At 74.6% G+C, this 14,501-nt stretch carries 14 protein-coding genes and 1 pseudogene; 6 read left to right on the forward strand and 9 right to left on the reverse strand.

The window, feature by feature from the left end; all coding sequences use genetic code 11:
• Nucleotide 1: 1 nt before the first annotated feature.
• Nucleotides 2–304 (reverse strand): DUF3303 domain-containing protein, encoded by a 303-nt coding sequence (locus MY526_RS08400; protein ID WP_436691629.1) that lies wholly within the window; start codon nucleotides 302–304, stop codon nucleotides 2–4.
• A 353-nt stretch (nucleotides 305–657) separates the two neighbouring features.
• Here MY526_RS08400 and MY526_RS08405 point away from each other — a divergent pair, with 353 nt between their 5' ends.
• The gene (locus MY526_RS08405) at nucleotides 658–1,284 is read left to right on the forward strand and encodes an antibiotic biosynthesis monooxygenase (protein WP_436691628.1); all 627 of its coding nucleotides are present in this window, start codon (nucleotides 658–660) and stop codon (nucleotides 1,282–1,284) included.
• Nucleotides 1,285–1,312: 28 nt separating this feature from the next.
• On the opposite strand, the gene MY526_RS08410 is transcribed toward MY526_RS08405, so the two are convergent.
• The 3 genes from MY526_RS08410 to MY526_RS08420 form a co-directional block, all read right to left on the reverse strand.
• A complete protein-coding gene (locus MY526_RS08410; RefSeq protein WP_436691627.1) occupies nucleotides 1,313–2,074 on the reverse strand; it encodes an enoyl-CoA hydratase/isomerase family protein in 762 nt (253 codons plus the stop codon).
• Between the two features lie 89 nt (nucleotides 2,075–2,163).
• Nucleotides 2,164–3,558: a DUF4407 domain-containing protein gene (locus tag MY526_RS08415; RefSeq protein ID WP_436703686.1), complete on the reverse strand. Its 1,395-nt coding sequence runs from the start codon at nucleotides 3,556–3,558 to the stop codon at nucleotides 2,164–2,166.
• 123 nt (nucleotides 3,559–3,681) lie between these two features.
• Nucleotides 3,682–4,551 carry an SGNH/GDSL hydrolase family protein gene (locus MY526_RS08420; protein ID WP_436703687.1) on the reverse strand — a complete coding sequence of 290 codons (870 nt, stop codon included), beginning with the start codon at nucleotides 4,549–4,551 and terminating at the stop codon, nucleotides 3,682–3,684.
• 170 nt (nucleotides 4,552–4,721) lie between these two features.
• On the opposite strand from MY526_RS08420, the gene MY526_RS08425 reads away from it, so the two are divergent.
• Nucleotides 4,722–5,813, forward strand: coding sequence for a YncE family protein (locus MY526_RS08425; RefSeq protein WP_436703688.1), 1,092 nt, complete (start codon nucleotides 4,722–4,724; stop codon nucleotides 5,811–5,813).
• 6 nt (nucleotides 5,814–5,819) lie between these two features.
• Here MY526_RS08425 and MY526_RS08430 read toward each other — a convergent pair whose 3' ends face one another.
• Both MY526_RS08430 and MY526_RS08435 read right to left on the reverse strand, forming a co-directional pair.
• Nucleotides 5,820–5,942: a hypothetical protein gene (locus MY526_RS08430; RefSeq protein ID WP_436703689.1), complete on the reverse strand. Its 123-nt coding sequence runs from the start codon at nucleotides 5,940–5,942 to the stop codon at nucleotides 5,820–5,822.
• Nucleotides 5,943–6,430: 488 nt separating this feature from the next.
• The gene (locus MY526_RS08435; protein ID WP_436703690.1) at nucleotides 6,431–7,045 is read right to left on the reverse strand and encodes a TIGR03086 family metal-binding protein; all 615 of its coding nucleotides are present in this window, start codon (nucleotides 7,043–7,045) and stop codon (nucleotides 6,431–6,433) included.
• 85 nt (nucleotides 7,046–7,130) lie between these two features.
• Between MY526_RS08435 and MY526_RS08440 the strand changes: the two genes are divergently transcribed.
• Both MY526_RS08440 and MY526_RS08445 read left to right on the forward strand, forming a co-directional pair.
• Nucleotides 7,131–7,754 carry a hypothetical protein gene (locus tag MY526_RS08440; RefSeq protein ID WP_436691621.1) on the forward strand — a complete coding sequence of 208 codons (624 nt, stop codon included), beginning with the start codon at nucleotides 7,131–7,133 and terminating at the stop codon, nucleotides 7,752–7,754.
• A gap of 191 nt (nucleotides 7,755–7,945) precedes the next feature.
• A complete protein-coding gene (locus tag MY526_RS08445; protein WP_436703691.1) occupies nucleotides 7,946–8,266 on the forward strand; it encodes an EthD family reductase in 321 nt (106 codons plus the stop codon).
• A gap of 14 nt (nucleotides 8,267–8,280) precedes the next feature.
• On the opposite strand, the pseudogene MY526_RS08450 reads toward MY526_RS08445, so the two are convergent.
• Nucleotides 8,281–9,156: pseudogene (locus tag MY526_RS08450) on the reverse strand (AraC family transcriptional regulator); the annotation flags it as partial.
• Nucleotides 9,157–9,278: 122 nt separating this feature from the next.
• Here MY526_RS08450 and MY526_RS08455 point away from each other — a divergent pair.
• Nucleotides 9,279–10,187, forward strand: a complete 909-nt coding sequence (locus tag MY526_RS08455; protein ID WP_436691619.1) for an alpha/beta hydrolase — start codon at nucleotides 9,279–9,281, stop codon at nucleotides 10,185–10,187.
• Nucleotides 10,188–10,233: 46 nt separating this feature from the next.
• A complete protein-coding gene (locus MY526_RS08460) occupies nucleotides 10,234–11,817 on the forward strand; it encodes an acyl-CoA synthetase (protein WP_436703692.1) in 1,584 nt (527 codons plus the stop codon).
• Between the two features lie 11 nt (nucleotides 11,818–11,828).
• Here the strand turns inward: MY526_RS08460 and MY526_RS08465 are convergent, their stop codons facing one another.
• Nucleotides 11,829–13,322, reverse strand: a complete 1,494-nt coding sequence (locus MY526_RS08465) for a carboxylesterase/lipase family protein (RefSeq protein ID WP_436703693.1) — start codon at nucleotides 13,320–13,322, stop codon at nucleotides 11,829–11,831.
• 109 nt (nucleotides 13,323–13,431) lie between these two features.
• Nucleotides 13,432–14,406 (reverse strand): helix-turn-helix transcriptional regulator, encoded by a 975-nt coding sequence (locus MY526_RS08470; protein ID WP_436703694.1) that lies wholly within the window; start codon nucleotides 14,404–14,406, stop codon nucleotides 13,432–13,434.
• Between the last annotated feature and the right edge of the window lie 95 nt (nucleotides 14,407–14,501).

Here is a 14,501-nt window from a genome sequence, read left to right on the forward strand (position 1 = left end):
GTCAGACGCTCTCGTTCATGTCGACCGCCGCCTGGAGCACCGCCGCACCCTGCTCGATGTCGATCACGGGGTACACGGTGAACTCCAGGAAGGACGCGAAGATCGCGCAGTCCTTGGCGACGGCGGCGGGATCGTCGGACTCGATGACGGCGAAGCCGCCGGCCGCATCGACGCGGCTGAGGAACTGGTGGACGGTCGTGCCGGGCGTCCACTTGCCGAACACCTCGAGCGAGCGCTTGGTCGACGCCAGGTTCTCCTGTGCGGACCCTCCGCTGCGGGCCTTCCACGTCAGCACGTACTTCATGTCGAGCCTCCCTCGGTGGACCGGGCTCCTGCTCGTCCACCCGCGGCCGGCGCGGGTCCCGGCTGGCCGCGGGCGACGCGAGGAGCACCGGGGAGGGTCCTGCCGTCCGCCCGGCACCGACAGGGACGCCCGACCCTGGCCCGAGGTCGGCCCCGGCGATCCTCCGCGTCCGTCGACCACCGGCTACCGAGGGTGCACGGGGCGATCGACGGCGGCACAGCCGGGCCGGCGCCCCGGGTCCGCCGGCCGGGAAACGCACGCGTCGCAGCGTTGTCCGCCGTCCCCCGACCGAGGAGGCTCGACCGTGCGGCGATGCCGCAGGGGTGTCGCCGCCGGCAGGAGAGGAGGGCGCCATGTACGCCCGTTCCACCACCATCCGCGGCAACCCCGGCTCCCTGGACGACGCCATCGCCTACATGCGCGACGAGGTCTGGCCGGCGATGCGTGACATGGACGGCTGCGTCGGCCTGTCGATGATGTGCAACCGCGAGTCCGGCCAGTGCATCGCGACGTCGGCCTGGGACGACCGGCAGGCCATGGAGGCCAGCGCCGAGCGCGTCCACCCGATGCGCCGGCAGCTGATGGACCGCTTCGGAGCAGGCGACGAGCTCGAGGTGCAGGAGTGGGAGATCGCCGTCCTCCACCGCGAGCACCCCGCCGGCGGTGGCGCGTGCGCGCGGGTCACCTGGGTCCGCGCGGATCCCGGCAAGGTCGACCAGATGCTCGACACGTACCGGACCCGCCTGATGCCGCGGATCCAGGACATGGACGGCTTCTGCAGCCTCAGCATGCTGGTCGACCGGGACAGCGGCCGCGGCGTCGGCACCGCCGTCTTCGAGAGCCGCGCCGCAGTCGAGCAGAGCCGCGAGCACGCGCGCTCCGTGCGCGAGGAGGCAGTCAACGTCGCGGGCGTCGACATCCTCGACGTCGCCGAGATGGACGTCGTCCTCGCCCACCTCCGGGTGCCCGAGACCGTCTGACCGGGTGCCCGCCCGGCGCTGACGGACCTCAGTCCCGAGCGGACCGGCGCATCGACCACATCTGCGCCGGCCGCTCGAACTGGGTCGCGATCTCCCAGCTCACCGGCGTCGCCGTCTCCTTGCGGAAGTTGCCCACCGCCACCCGCGCCAGCTCCGGGTCGGCAGCGACGCGCGCGGCCAGTTCCAGCGCGCGATCCTCGACACGGGCGTCGTCCACCGCCTCCCACGCCAGCCCCAGCGAGACGGCCCGCGCACCGTCGATCTCCTCGCCGAACAGCACCATCGCCGCCGCCGCCTCGCGGCCGATCAGCCGGGACAGGATCACGAAGTGCCCGCCGCCCGGGTGCATCCCCCGCTTGAGGAACCCGCACAGCAGCCGGGCATCGGAGGCCACGATCCGCAGGTCGGTCGCCAGCAGCATGTTCATCCCGGCGCCCACCGCCGACCCGCGCACGGCGGCGATGGTCGGCACCCGGACCTGCCCCAGCCGGTAGAAGGAGTCGTAGATCGCCGACATCCCCTCATAGGCGGACGGCTCGGCAGGGTCGCGACCGGCGTCCGTCAGCGTCTGGATGTCGCCGCCCGCGCAGAACGACTTCCCCACCGCCCGCACGACCAGCGCCCCGACCTCCGGCCGCGCGTCCACCTCGTCGAACAGTCCGCTCAGCTCGCGAGCCATCGCAGGCGTCAGCGCGTTCCGGCGGTCGGGCGCGTTCAGCGTCACCACCGCCACCGCGCCGTCGACCTCGAGCAGCACCTCGCCTGAGCCGGAGCTGGAGTCAGCAGTCACACGCCCACCCTCTCGAAACGCCACCGGCCCCTCCGCCGGCTGACACCACAGGCATCAGACCACGGAGGGGCCGGGAGGGCGGAACAGCGTCAGACGGCCACCCGGTCCGACGGCCGCCGGCGCACGGAGCGCACCGTCCGGGCGGCGGCGTTGCGCGCCAGGTTGAGGATCGGTCCGGTGTCCCACTGCTGCCGCGCCGTCTCGGCCCCGGGAGCCGCAGAGGCAGACGGAGCGGTCGGCGCCGCCATCGCCTGCCGGGCCGCGGCGACGGCCGCCCGCTGCCGGGACATGATCTGCTCCTTCTGCCGGTCGATCCGCTCGCGCTCCGCCATCACCAGCAGCTCCTCGCGAGCGGCCGCCACCGCCAGCCGCGACTCCTTCTGCATCTCCTCGACCTCGACGTCACCCGAGTCACGCAGCGCGGCGAGCTTGTCGTAGGCCGACGGCGGGCCGAAGTTGAGCAGCAGCTTCATCAGCACCGGCAGGATCTCCACGCACATGAACAGCAGCGACAGCATGAACTGCGCCGCGGCCAGGGTGGCGTTCCTGTCACCCAGCCGGTCCAGGGCCTCCAGCCGCATGAGGATGCCGCCGGCGCCCTCGTTGGTCGCGTCGAACGCGGCCTGCAGGGTGTTCTGGTCCTCGGTCAGCCGGGCCAGCTCGGCCCGGTCCCCGTCCAGCGAGGATGCGGCCAGCTGAGCACTGCGCGCCTGCGCGGAGCCGGCCGCCGCCACCGCGGCGTCCAGCTCCGAGCGCGCCGAGGCGACCACCGCCACCTGCGCGTCGGCAGCCGCGCGCGCCTGCTGGTAGGCGGTGCCGGTCCCGGCGTCGCCGGTGCCGCAGGTGCCGTCCAGCTCGCACTGCGCCTTGGCCTCGAGCTCGCGCTGGGTGCCCAGGGCCGCGTCGTAGGCGGCCTGCCGGTCGGTCACGGAGGCCTGCACCGCGATCAGCTCCGGGTCGCTCTGCCCCCCGGTGGCCACGATCGACTCCTGGGTGGCGATCCGCTCCCGCAGCGCCGGCAGCCCGACGAAGCGCGCGTCCGACTCCAGCTCGGTCCGGTACGCGTCGGCCGCCTCGGCCTGCATCGACACGATCTCCGTGTCGATCTCCTTGTGGAACACCTGCAGCGTCAGCGGCGTCGCGACGACGACGCCGAGCACCAGCGCCAGCCCCACCCGGGGGACGGCGAGCGCCAGGTTCCGCTTCAGCGACGCGTCGTGCGCCATCCCGACCAGCAGCATCCGGTCCAGGTTGACGACGACGGCGCCCCAGCCCAGGCCGATGACCAGCGCGAACGGCCACCAGACGCCCAGCGCCATGTGCACCGCGAACGCCGCCGACACGACGGCGAGGCCGCCCGTGCTCAGCAGGACGCCGCCGAGCGCGACGAACCGAGGCCGCGCACCGGGCGCCGCCTCGATCACGTCGGGACGCGCGCCACCGAGCGCTGCCAGACCGTTCCCGATCCGTCCCTGTCGAGCCATGGGCAAGCCACTCCCCGGGCGACGGGGGTCGTGGGCAACCGCCGCCTCATCTGCCCTATCGGCAGCCCCGGACCGGAAGCGGCAGGTTGCGCCCGTCACCCTGCTGGACGGGCCCAGCCGCCGTCAGTGCCCGACGGCCTGCTCGACCGCTCCGGCCAGCAGCCGCTGGCCCTCCTCCGTCGGGTGGACGTCGGCCGGCGGCACCAGCCCCGCGGCGATCGAGCTGCCGCCGGCCGCCAGCGCACGGGGCGCGAAGGCCGCGAAGCCGTCCGCGACGACGGCCCCGTTCCTGGCGGCCGCCGCGGCCAGTGCGGCATTGAGCAGCTGCGTGGCCGCCGGGTCGGTGTAGTCGAGCGCGTAGTAGGTGACGACGGCGAGCCGCCCGGAGTAGCAGGCCTCCTCCCGCAGCGTGGCGAGGATGCGGTCCACGTTCTGCCCGACCCGCGCGGCCAGCGCCCGGAATCCCTCGGGCGTGCTGCAGGCGCCGGTCCGCACGCACAGGAACCCGTCGTTGGCGCCGAGCTGCAGGGTCACCACCCGGACCCTCGGCTCCTGCTGGAGCACCTCGACCGCGTAGTCGAGCTGGGAGCCCTCGTAGTCGACGTGCAGGGGGAAGAAGTCGCGGTGACCGACGTCGGACCCGAGGCTGTTCTGACATCCGTTGCTCTGGGCCGTGGCGTCGATGAAGCTCTCGGTCGTCTCCCCCGGGCAGCTGGCGTTGAGCACCCGGAGGCCCAGGTCGTCGGCGACCAGCTCGGGATAGCCGACGAAGTTCGCCGGGTCCGCGTACACCTCCGGTGGCTGCGACCCGCGGAAGCCGAAGGGCACCGAGTCCCCCAGCGCCAGGTAGGTCCGGCCGTGCCCGTTCGTGTCGTGCTCGGCGGGCGCGCGGCCCGGCTCGGCCAGCGCCGGGGAACCAGCGGCGACCAGTCCGACGGTGGCCAGCAGGACGACGAGGAGGTGGCGGGCGCGCGACACCGGACGTGCGGGCATGGGAGCTCCCTCGGGGCTCGGGCTCCGGACACGGGCCGCGGCCGGAGGAGGTCGATGGTGAGCCAGCGCGCACTCGACGCGCCAGGACCTCCGCGTCGCGGCCGGGCCTCGGCTTGCCGGGTGCGGCCGGTGCGCGCCACGCTTCGGCTCCCCGACCCCGGGAGCCGGAGATGCCCGCCGCCCGCCGCACCGCCGCGGCGCTGGCGGCCGTCCTGGCCACGGCCGGCTGCACCGGCGACGAGCGGCCCGACGACGGAGAGCCGGCGCCCCAGCAGACCGTCACCGAGGTGCTCGGCACCGTCGACCTGGACGCCGCCGTCGGTGGCAACGTCGTCCTCTTCGACCTCGCGGCCGGCCCCGACGGGTCGCCGGTCGCCCTCCTCGGCGCCGACGGGAACCCGCAGAGCTGGCTGGTCCGGCTGACCTCGGGCGACGCCGGACCGGCCGCGACCGACGTGCGCTCCATCCCGCCCGTCGACGCGCACGCACGGCTCGCCGTCACCGACGACGGAACGGTCCTCGTCGCGGGCGCCGAGCTCCTCCGACTGCCGCCCGGCGTCGCGCAGCCGACCGCCACCCCGTGGGACCTCGGCGGCATCCCGACGGCCGTCGTCCTCACCTCCGACGGCCGCACGCTCTACGCCGCGCGGGACACCCGAGTCGCCGCCGTCGACGTCGCCACGGGCGCGGCGCGCGGCACCGGGACGACGAGCGCGCCGGTCACGCACCTCGCCGTCACCCCCGACGACGGCCTCGCCGCCCTGGTCGCCGCCGAACGCCCGGCGGGCGGCACCGGCGCCGTCCTCGTGTTCCTCGACCGGGACCTGCGATCGGCCGGTGACCCGGTCGAGCTCGTCCCCGAGCGCGGCAGCACGCCGACCGCCCTGCAGGTGACCGCGGACGGCACCGCCGTCGCCACCGTGCACCTCGGCGAGGCCCGCAGCAGCGGGCGGCTGGTCACCGTGGTCGACGGCGCAGTGGAGACCACGGCCGACGTCGACGGCGCCGGCGACTCCGCCCTCGACCTCGCCGTGGACCCGACCGGCCGCCTCGGGCACGTGCCGCTCGCCGACCTGGAGTTCCCCGCCGAACTGGTCACGGTCGACCTGATCACCGGCGAGCAGGTCGGCGCGGTCAAGCTCTGCGCCGGCGCCGGCGTCTTCGGGGCGGTCGCGCCCCTCGGCGACGGCGGGAGCGTCGTCGTCACCGGGGCGTGCATCGACGGTGACGGCCCTCAGTCGACCGCCTTCGTCGTCGGCTGAGCCGCCTCACTTCATGCTGTTGATGACGCTCTCGAAGGCCTTGTCCATGTCGTAGAGCGGCTCGAGCGTGATGTGGACGACGTGCCCGTAGGTCTTGCAGGTGGTACGTCTGGTACCGCGCCAGGGCATCCGGGTCGTCCACCTCGATGAGGATGTAGCCGCCCCAGCTGGTGCCCCACGTCTTGTGGTGGATCACCCCGCTGTCGACCCCGCCCCAGTTGCCCGACTTGGCGAAGGTCCGGAACCCCTCCGTCCACGCCGCGTCCACCTCGGCCTTCGCCACGCCGTCGCGGGTGACGAAGCGGTGGAGGTACATCTGCCCCATGGGGAGCCTCCTGTGTCCCGGGAGGGCCACCTCGCCGTGACCCTCGGAGATGGGTTGACGGTCGTGCTGGGCGTCCGCGGGTGGAAGACGTCCCTGCTCGGTCCGGCTCGTGTCACGGCACCGACGGCGGACCACACCTCCCGGCCAGGTCGGGGCGGTGACGGTGGGCGCTTGCAGGTTCCCGCCGGGGCGGCGGGTGCTCAAGACGGTCGGTCGCGGAACGGCGGGCTCCCGGCGATCCTCCGTGCTGCGCCACCGGCGGCTACCGACCGTGCGGCAGCCGCCCGGGGCGTCAGGCCGGCGGGCGCCAGGAGGGGTCGCGGCCGGTGAGGCCCAGGAGGCGGTGCAGCGGCGGGGCGTCGTCGGGCACGGGCACCGGCGGGCCGAACAGCCCGGGTACGGCCGGCTCGGCGGCGACCTGGCTCGCGAAGCCCAGGCACGCCTCCACCGAGGCGGGGTCGGCCGAGTACTCCTGGCCGGTCGCGACGGCGAGGTCCCAGCCGTGCACCGTCATCTCGTCCAGCGCGACGACGGCGATCGCCGGTGCCGGCATCTCCACGCCGCCGGCCGCGGTGTCCCCCTCCCACGCCTCCGGCTTCCGCCACGCGGCCACCAGGGCGTCGAGCTGGGCGGGGATGACGACGCGCCAGTCCGGGGTCAGGGCATCGGCCGAGGCGACCGGGGCGCCGGGCACCGGGTCCTTCTCCGCCGACTTCCGGAAGGCGTGGGTGAGGCCGACGACGTGGTCGAGCAGCGTGGCCACCGTCATGTCCGGGCAGGGCGTCGGAGCGGTCAGCTGGTCGTCGCGCACGCCAGCGACGACGCCCTTGAGCAGCTGTGCCTGCGGGCCGAGGTCGAGCTGCATCGTCTGCATGCCGTACAGACCGCCGGCCGCTCGGAAAGTCACCGCGCAACCGGCGAGTGGTTGCCCCTCCGACCGGCGACCGACAAGGTGAGCGCCATCAGACTGCCCCGACCGGGAGGAGCGGCGCTTGTACGCGCGATCCACCAGCATCCGCGGCAACCCCGCGAACATCGACGCCGGCGTCACGTACCTGCGCGACGAGGTGCTGCCGACCGTCCAGCAGACCGAGGGCTGCGTCGGCCTGTCCATGCTCACCGACCGCGAGAGCGGCCGCTGCATCGTCGCGACCGCGTGGGCCGACGAGCAGGCGATGCTCAGCACCGCCGAGGACGTCCAACCGGTCCGCGACCGCCTCGTCCAGACCCTCGGCGGCACCGACGCCGAGGTCCGGCAGTGGGAGATCGCCGTCCTCCACCGGGACCGGCACGCCGGGGACGGCGCCGCCGCGCAGGTCACCTGGGCCCGCATCAGGCCCGACCACGTGGACGAACTGCTCGACACCTACCAGTTCAACCTCATGCCCCGGCTCCAGGAGCTGCCCGGCTTCTGCAGCGTCAGCATGCTTGTCGACCGGCGCACCAGCCGGACGGTCAGCGTCACCAGCTTCCAGACCCACGAGGCGCTCGCACTGGTGCGCCGGCACGCACGGTCGCTGCGCGAGCAGTTCGCCCGCGCGATGGGCGCCCACATCGTGGACATCGCCGAGATGGACCTGGCGCTGGCCCACCTGCACGTGCCCGAGACCGTCTGACCCAGCCGGAGCGGGAGCGGCCGACCGGGGATGTGCGGGAGCTCGTGCTCTGCCCACGGTGGTGGGCAGAGCACGAGCGTCCGCAGGGGGTGCAGGTACCCGCCGCCCGGCGGAAGGCCGGTTCCCTCGCTCGCCGCGGACCTGCTTGGGTCGGCGGCGGCCGGTACGGACCCCGGCACGGAGGCGGAGACATGGTGCACAGGATGGTCGTCCAGTACGGGCAGCCCACGGACGCGGCGGTGTTCGAGGAGCGCTACCGGGAGCACGTCCGGCTGATCAACGAGGTGCCCGGCGTGCTCCGCTACACGCTCGGTCGGCCCACCTCGCGCGACGGCGAGCCGCCGGCCACCTACCTCGTCGCCGAGCTCGACTTCGCGTCCGCGGAGGCGATGGCCGCGGCCATGCGCACCCCCGAGTGGGCGGCCGCCGGGGAGGGTGTCCCGGTCCTCGCGACCGGCGGCGTCTCGGTCACCTTCTTCGACGTGGAGGACGTCGGCCCGCGCGGGGACTGACCGCGCCGCACCTCGTTCGGGGTCCGGCCGAACGCCGCACGGAAGCCGCGGCCGAACGTCGCCTGGTCGCGGAACCCCCAGGCATGCGCCACGCCCGCCACCGTCACCGCCGTCCCCCGCCGGGTCAGCTCCCGGTGCGCGGCCTCCAGCCGGCGCCGGCGCACGTACCCGGCCGGAGTCGTCCCGTGCGCGGCGGACAGCGCGTACAGGGAGCGCACCGAGAGGTAGGCCCCGGCGGCCACGGCCGCCGGGGTCAGCGCCGGGTCGCGCAGGTGCGCATCGACGTAGCCGGTCACCCGGGCCCACGCGGGGTCCTCGGGCGGGGTGGTCAGCGCGCCGGCCAGCAGGTCGACGACGGCGTCGGCGAGCGGCCGGCCGAGCCGCCCGTCCACCGCGGCGGCCGAGCCGAGTGCCGTCCCCAGCAGCGCGGCCAGCAGCCCGGCGGACGCCGGGTCCAGCAGCCCGCCCGGCACAGAAGGCAGGCGGGACGACGGCACGAGCAGCGTCCACTTGTGCAGGCGGCCGGGGACCCGGAAGCGCACCGCCTCGTCGGCCCGCCACAGCAGCGCCGACCCGGGGCCGGCGACCACCCGCTCGCCGCCGACCTCGACCAGTTCCAGCCCCTCCCGGACGAACAGCACGCCGACGACGTCCTCACCAGTCGCCGCCCACTGCGCCCGCCCCCGGGAACCCGAGCACGGGCCGCACCGGCAGTCGACCAGCGTCAGGTCACCGATCCGGTAGCGGCTGAGACCGACTTGCCCCGGCAGCTCCGGCCCGGGGGTCAGCGCCCACGGCAGGTGGGTGGCGCTGACGACCTCGCGGAAGGCCTCGGCCCGGTCGGCCGGCGCCGCGTCGTCCGGGCTCCACCGCTCCACCAGCAGCGTCATCGGGGACCTCCCGCCGCGCAGCCAACCCCGGCGCCCCGGCGTCGGCAAGGCCTGCAGGGATCGTCGGAGAGATCGCACGGATCGTCACGACGCCGGTCGCCCGCCCGGCCAGGGTCGGCGGCATGCGAGAGGACATCGAGTTCAGGACCGAGGACGGCGTCACCCTGCGCGGCTGGCACTACTCCCCCGACGACGGCCCCACCGACACACGACGGCCGCTGGTCGTCATGTCCCACGGCTTCTCCGCCACCAAGGAGATGCACCTGGACGACTTCGCCGAGCACTTCGCCGACGGCGGGCTCGGGGTGCTGGTCTACGACAACCGCAACGTCGGCGCGAGCGACGGCGCGCCCCGCGGCGAGTTGGACCCGTGGCAGCAGATCCGCGACTACCGGACGGCGATCACCTGGGCGCAGACCCAGCCGTGGGCCGACCCCGACCGGATCGGGATCTGGGGGTCCAGCTACAGCGGCGGGCACGTGCTCGTCGTCGGCGCGCTCGACCGCCGGGTGACGTGCGTCGTCTCCCAGGTGCCCCTGGTCAGCGGGTTGGCCAACGCCCGAAGGCTGATCCGTGCCGACGCCTTCGCCGGGCTGCGGGAGGCGTTCGACGCCGACCGCGCCGCCCGCTACGCAGGCGCAGACCCCGGGATGATCCCGGTGGCGTGGGAGAAGGAGCCCGACGAGCCGTGCGCGCTGCCCACCGCGGACAGCCACGACTTCTTCCTCGGGCCGATCCTCGAGCGCGCCACCACCTGGCAGAACGAGGTCACCCTGCGGTCGGTGGAGATGTTCACCGAGTACGAGCCCGGCGCCTACATCGGCCAGATCGCGCCGACCCCGCTGATGATGGTGGTCGCCGCGCAGGACCACCTCACCGTCGCCGACCTGACGCTGGAGTACTACGAGCGGGCCCGGCACCCGAAGGAGCTGCTCGTGCTGCCGGTCGGGCACTTCGACGCCTATGTCGGCGACGCGTTCGCCGAGTCGGCCCCAGCCCAGCTGCGCTGGTTCCAGCGGTACCTCACCTGAGCCGGGGACCTGCGTCCCTGGCGGCGCGCCCTCCCGGCTCGGCACCGTGGCCGCATCGCCCACCGCCGGCCGGGAGGACCGCACCGTGTACCTCACCCAGGGACTGCACCGCGCCGTGCAGCAGCGCCCCGACGGGCTCGCCACCGTCTGCGCCGGGCGCACGCGCACCCACGGCGAGTCGGTCGACCGGATCGCCCGGCTGGCCGGCGCCCTGCGCTCGCTCGGGGTGGCCGACGGCGACCGCGCGGCGATCCTCGCCCTCAACTCCGACCGCTACCACGAGTACCTCGCCGGCGTGCTGTGGGGCGGGGGCGTCCTGGTGCCCGTCAACTTCCGCTGGAGCGTCCCGGAGATCGCCGAGTCCCTGACGGAGGTGGGCGCCGAGGTGCTCGCCGTCGACGACGTCTTCGCCCCGATGGTGCCGGCGCTGCGGCAGGCCGTGCCGGGCCTGCGGCACGTCGTCCACGCCGGCGACGGGCCGACCCCGGAGGGTGCCCTCGCGTTCGAGGAGCTCGTCACCGGGACCGAGCCCGTGGACGACGTGCGCCGCGGCGGGGACGACCTGGCCGGCGTCTTCTACACCGGCGGCACCACCGGGCGGTCGAAGGGCGTCATGCTCAGCCACCGCAACCTGCTGACCGCGATCATGGGCGGTCTCGCCGTGGCGGAACCCCGGCCGGACAGCACGTACCTGCACGCCGCGCCGATGTTCCACCTGGCCGACTTCTCCATGTGGGTCAGCGAGGTCGTCGCCGGCGGGACCCACGTCATGATCCCGGCCTTCGACCCGCTCGCGGTGCTGGCCGCCGTCCAGGAGCACCGGGTGACCGACCTGCTGCTGGTGCCGACCATGCTCCAGCTGGTCGTCGACTCACCGCGGATCGACGACTTCGACCTGACCAGCGTCCGTCAGGTGCTCTACGGCGCCTCCCCGATGTCCGACGCACTGCTCGGCCGGGTGATGAAGGCGCTGCCCAACGCCCGGTTCCTGCAGGCTTACGGGATGACCGAGCTCGCCCCCTCCGCCACCCTCCTGACCGCCGCCGACCACGACGACCCCACGCACCGGCGCTCGGTCGGCCGCGCCGCGTACCACACCGAGGTCCGCGTCGTCGGTCCCGACGACGTCGAGGTGTCCCGCGGGTCGGTGGGCGAGATCGTCGTCCGCGGCGGCAACGTGATGCTCGGCTACTGGAACCGGCCGGAGGCCACGGCCGAGGCGCTGCGCGGCGGCTGGATGCACACCGGTGACGCCGGCTGGATGGACGACGACGGCTACGTGTACCTCACCGACCGGATCAAGGACATGATCATCACCGGCGGCGAGAACGTGTACTCGGTCGAGGTGGAGAGCGCTCTCGCGCAGCACCCCTCAGTGGCGACGTGCGCGGTGATCGGCGTCCCGGACCAGACCTGGGGCGAGCGGGTGCACGCCGTCGTCGTCCCGGTGCCCGGCGCCACTCCGACGCTGACCGAGCTGCACGACTTCTGCGCCGGGCAGATCGCCGGCTACAAGATCCCCAAGTCGATGGAGCTGGTCGAGACGCTGCCGCTGTCGGCCGCCGGGAAGGTGCTCAAGCGCGAGCTCCGCAAGCCGTACTGGGAGGGGCACGAGCGCGCCGTGCACTGAGCCCTCCGACGTCAGCGGATGCTGTCCCAGATCGCCCGCTGCTCGCCGCGGGGGTCCTCGACGAGGCGCACCTGCTCGCCGAAGTCCTGCACGGCGCGCCGGTCGAGGTCGTAGGGCGCCCAGCCCGGGTCGCCGTCGCGGACGAAGCGCACCCACGCGCGGTGCATCTCGTCGGCGAGCGCCTGCGGCGCGCCGGACCCCATGAGCGCGCCGTGCGCCTCCAGCGCCAGGGTGTCGAAGGTGAAGCCGAGCTCCAGGGCGTGGCAGGCGCCGAGCCGCCCGCCGAACTGCGGGGACGGCCAGGAGAACTCGTACACCCACGCGCGCCCGCCGCCGGCCTGGGCCTCGGCCAGCCGGATCGCCGGGATGCGGAAGAACCAGTCGGTCGCGATGTCGGCCATCAGCTCACCCGGCGTCGCGCCCGGACGGCCTGCGCGGTAGACCTCGAGGGTCTTCTCGGACGGCGCCGAGTAGCCGGCGACGACCATCTGCAGCAACGGGTCGGTCACCATGTCGATCAGCCCGTTGGGGACCATGAACAGCCGGTTCTCGTCCCGGTTGGCCCCGACGAGCACGGCCACGTCACGGGCCGATCCCGCCGCGATCCGCCGGATTGGCAGGTCGGGCAGCACGTCGCCGTCGACGACCGGCTCGTAGACCATGAGGTTCGTCGTCACCTCGCCCCACCGGTGCGGGTCGGGCGCGGTGGCCGCGTCCATCCCGAGCGCCTGCTGCGCGGCGATGAGGTCCGCCAGGGGGACGCCGGCCAGCGCGGACCGCTCCGGCGCGACGTTGAGCCGCTCGGCGAGGTAGCCGCCGATCCGCGTCGCGGTGGCCTCGGTCAGGGCGTGGTGGCCGGCACCGCTCTGCAGCACCGCCTGGGCGAACAGCCCCTGCGCCGACGGCATCGCGAGCAGGCACCCGACGCTCATCCCGCCCGCCGACTCGCCGCCCACGGTGACCCGCGCCGGGTCCCCGCCGAACGCGGCGATGTTGTCCTGCACCCAGCGCAGCGCGGCGACCTGGTCGAGCAGGCCGCGGTTGGCCGGTCCGCCGTCGGCGAAGTGCAGGAAGCCGTCGACCCCGAGGCGGTAGTTGATCGTCACGGCGACGACGCCGTCACGGGCGAACGTCGCGCCGTCGTAGACCGGCACCGCGCCCGAGCCGTTGACGAACGCCCCGCCGTGGATCCACACGAAGACCGGCAGCCCGGACGCCCCGGGGTCCGGCGTCCACACGTTCAGGTTCAGGCAGTCCTCACCGGGGATGACCGGCTCGGGCAGGAGGACGTCGTAGGGCGGGGTGTACGGCGGCTTGGGCACCGTCGGCCCGTACTCCGTGGCCGCGCGGACGCCGTCCCACGGCTCGGGCGGCGCGGGGGCGGCGAACCGGCGCTCCCCGAACGGCGGTGCCGCATACGGGATCCCGAGGAAGGCGTGCACGCCGTCGCGGGAGAGCCCGCGCACCGTGCCACTGGTCGTCCGGACGGTCTGCTCCGCGGTCATGCCGCAAGCTACCGCCGCTCGGGTCTCCCGGTCGACGTCGTGTCCTCGCGGAGGCTCGTGCTCGGCCCACCGGAGTGGGCAGAGCACGAGCTCCCCGGAGGGAGGTGTGTCAGGCCGGCAACCGGACCAGCCCGGCACCGACCGCGAACGCCGCGGCGGCGGCGCGGTTGCCGGCGCCTAGCTTGGCGAGCAGGTGCTCGACGTGGGTGGCGACCGTCCGCTCGGTGACTCCGAGCGACCGGGCCACCATCCGGTTTGTCTCGCCCTCCGCCAGCCCGCACAGCACCTCGAGCTCGCGCAGCGACAGCCCCGCGGGCGCCTCGCCCGGACGGTGCTCGACGACCACCCACCGTCCCGCCGGCCGCGCCTCGACGGCGGTCAGCTCCGCGCCGCGCAGCACCAGGAGGTGCCTGCCCAGGCGCGACGGCCAGGCAGACGGGTGCAGCAGCGCGGCCAGCGGTCCCGCCACCAGTGACGGGTGCGCGCACGGCGTCAGGGCCAGCAGCCGCCCGTCGGCCGGGGCCCAGGCCAGGACGCCGCCGTCCCCCGGCACCACCGGGACCTGCCCGCCGAGCGGGTCGACCAGGCTGGCCAGGTCGGCGCGCAGCAGCCGCAGCCAGCCCACCGCCTCGTCGTCCACGCCCTCCGAGGCGGTGCTGGCGTGCAGCGACCCCACGTACCGACCGCCGGCCGACAGGCAGAGGCTCACGCCGTCCACGTACCGCAGCGGCGTGATGACCCGTTCGAACATCGGGCCGCGGCGGTCGGCGGGGGCGATGTCACAGACCCGCAGCGGCCGGCCGGACGCGCGGACGGCGGGGAACAGCGGGTCCTCGTGGAAGGCGCTCTCCATCGCGGCCAGCGCGTCGGCGACGTAGCCGGAGCTGGCCAGCGTCTCGTGCCGGGACCGCACGGGGTCCCAGCGTTCGACCGCGGCGGCGCAGGTCGACAGCGACTGCAGCGCGGCCAGCACCGCCTCGGCCCGAGTGACGTCCAGCAGCGGCTCGCCCGCAGCCGCCGCCTCGGCGGCCTCGCGGACGGCGAGCGCGGCAGCCAGCCGGCCGGTGGTCCGCCCGGAGCGCATGCGCGGCAGGGTCGCACGGTCGCGCGGAGACGGGAAGGGCGCGGCGGTCCGTAGTTCTCCCGATGCGGCGACCCCGGCCACGGCGGGAGCCTCTG

Source organism: Geodermatophilus sp. CPCC 205761 (assembly GCF_051383655.1).
Lineage (GTDB): Bacteria > Actinomycetota > Actinomycetes > Mycobacteriales > Geodermatophilaceae > Geodermatophilus.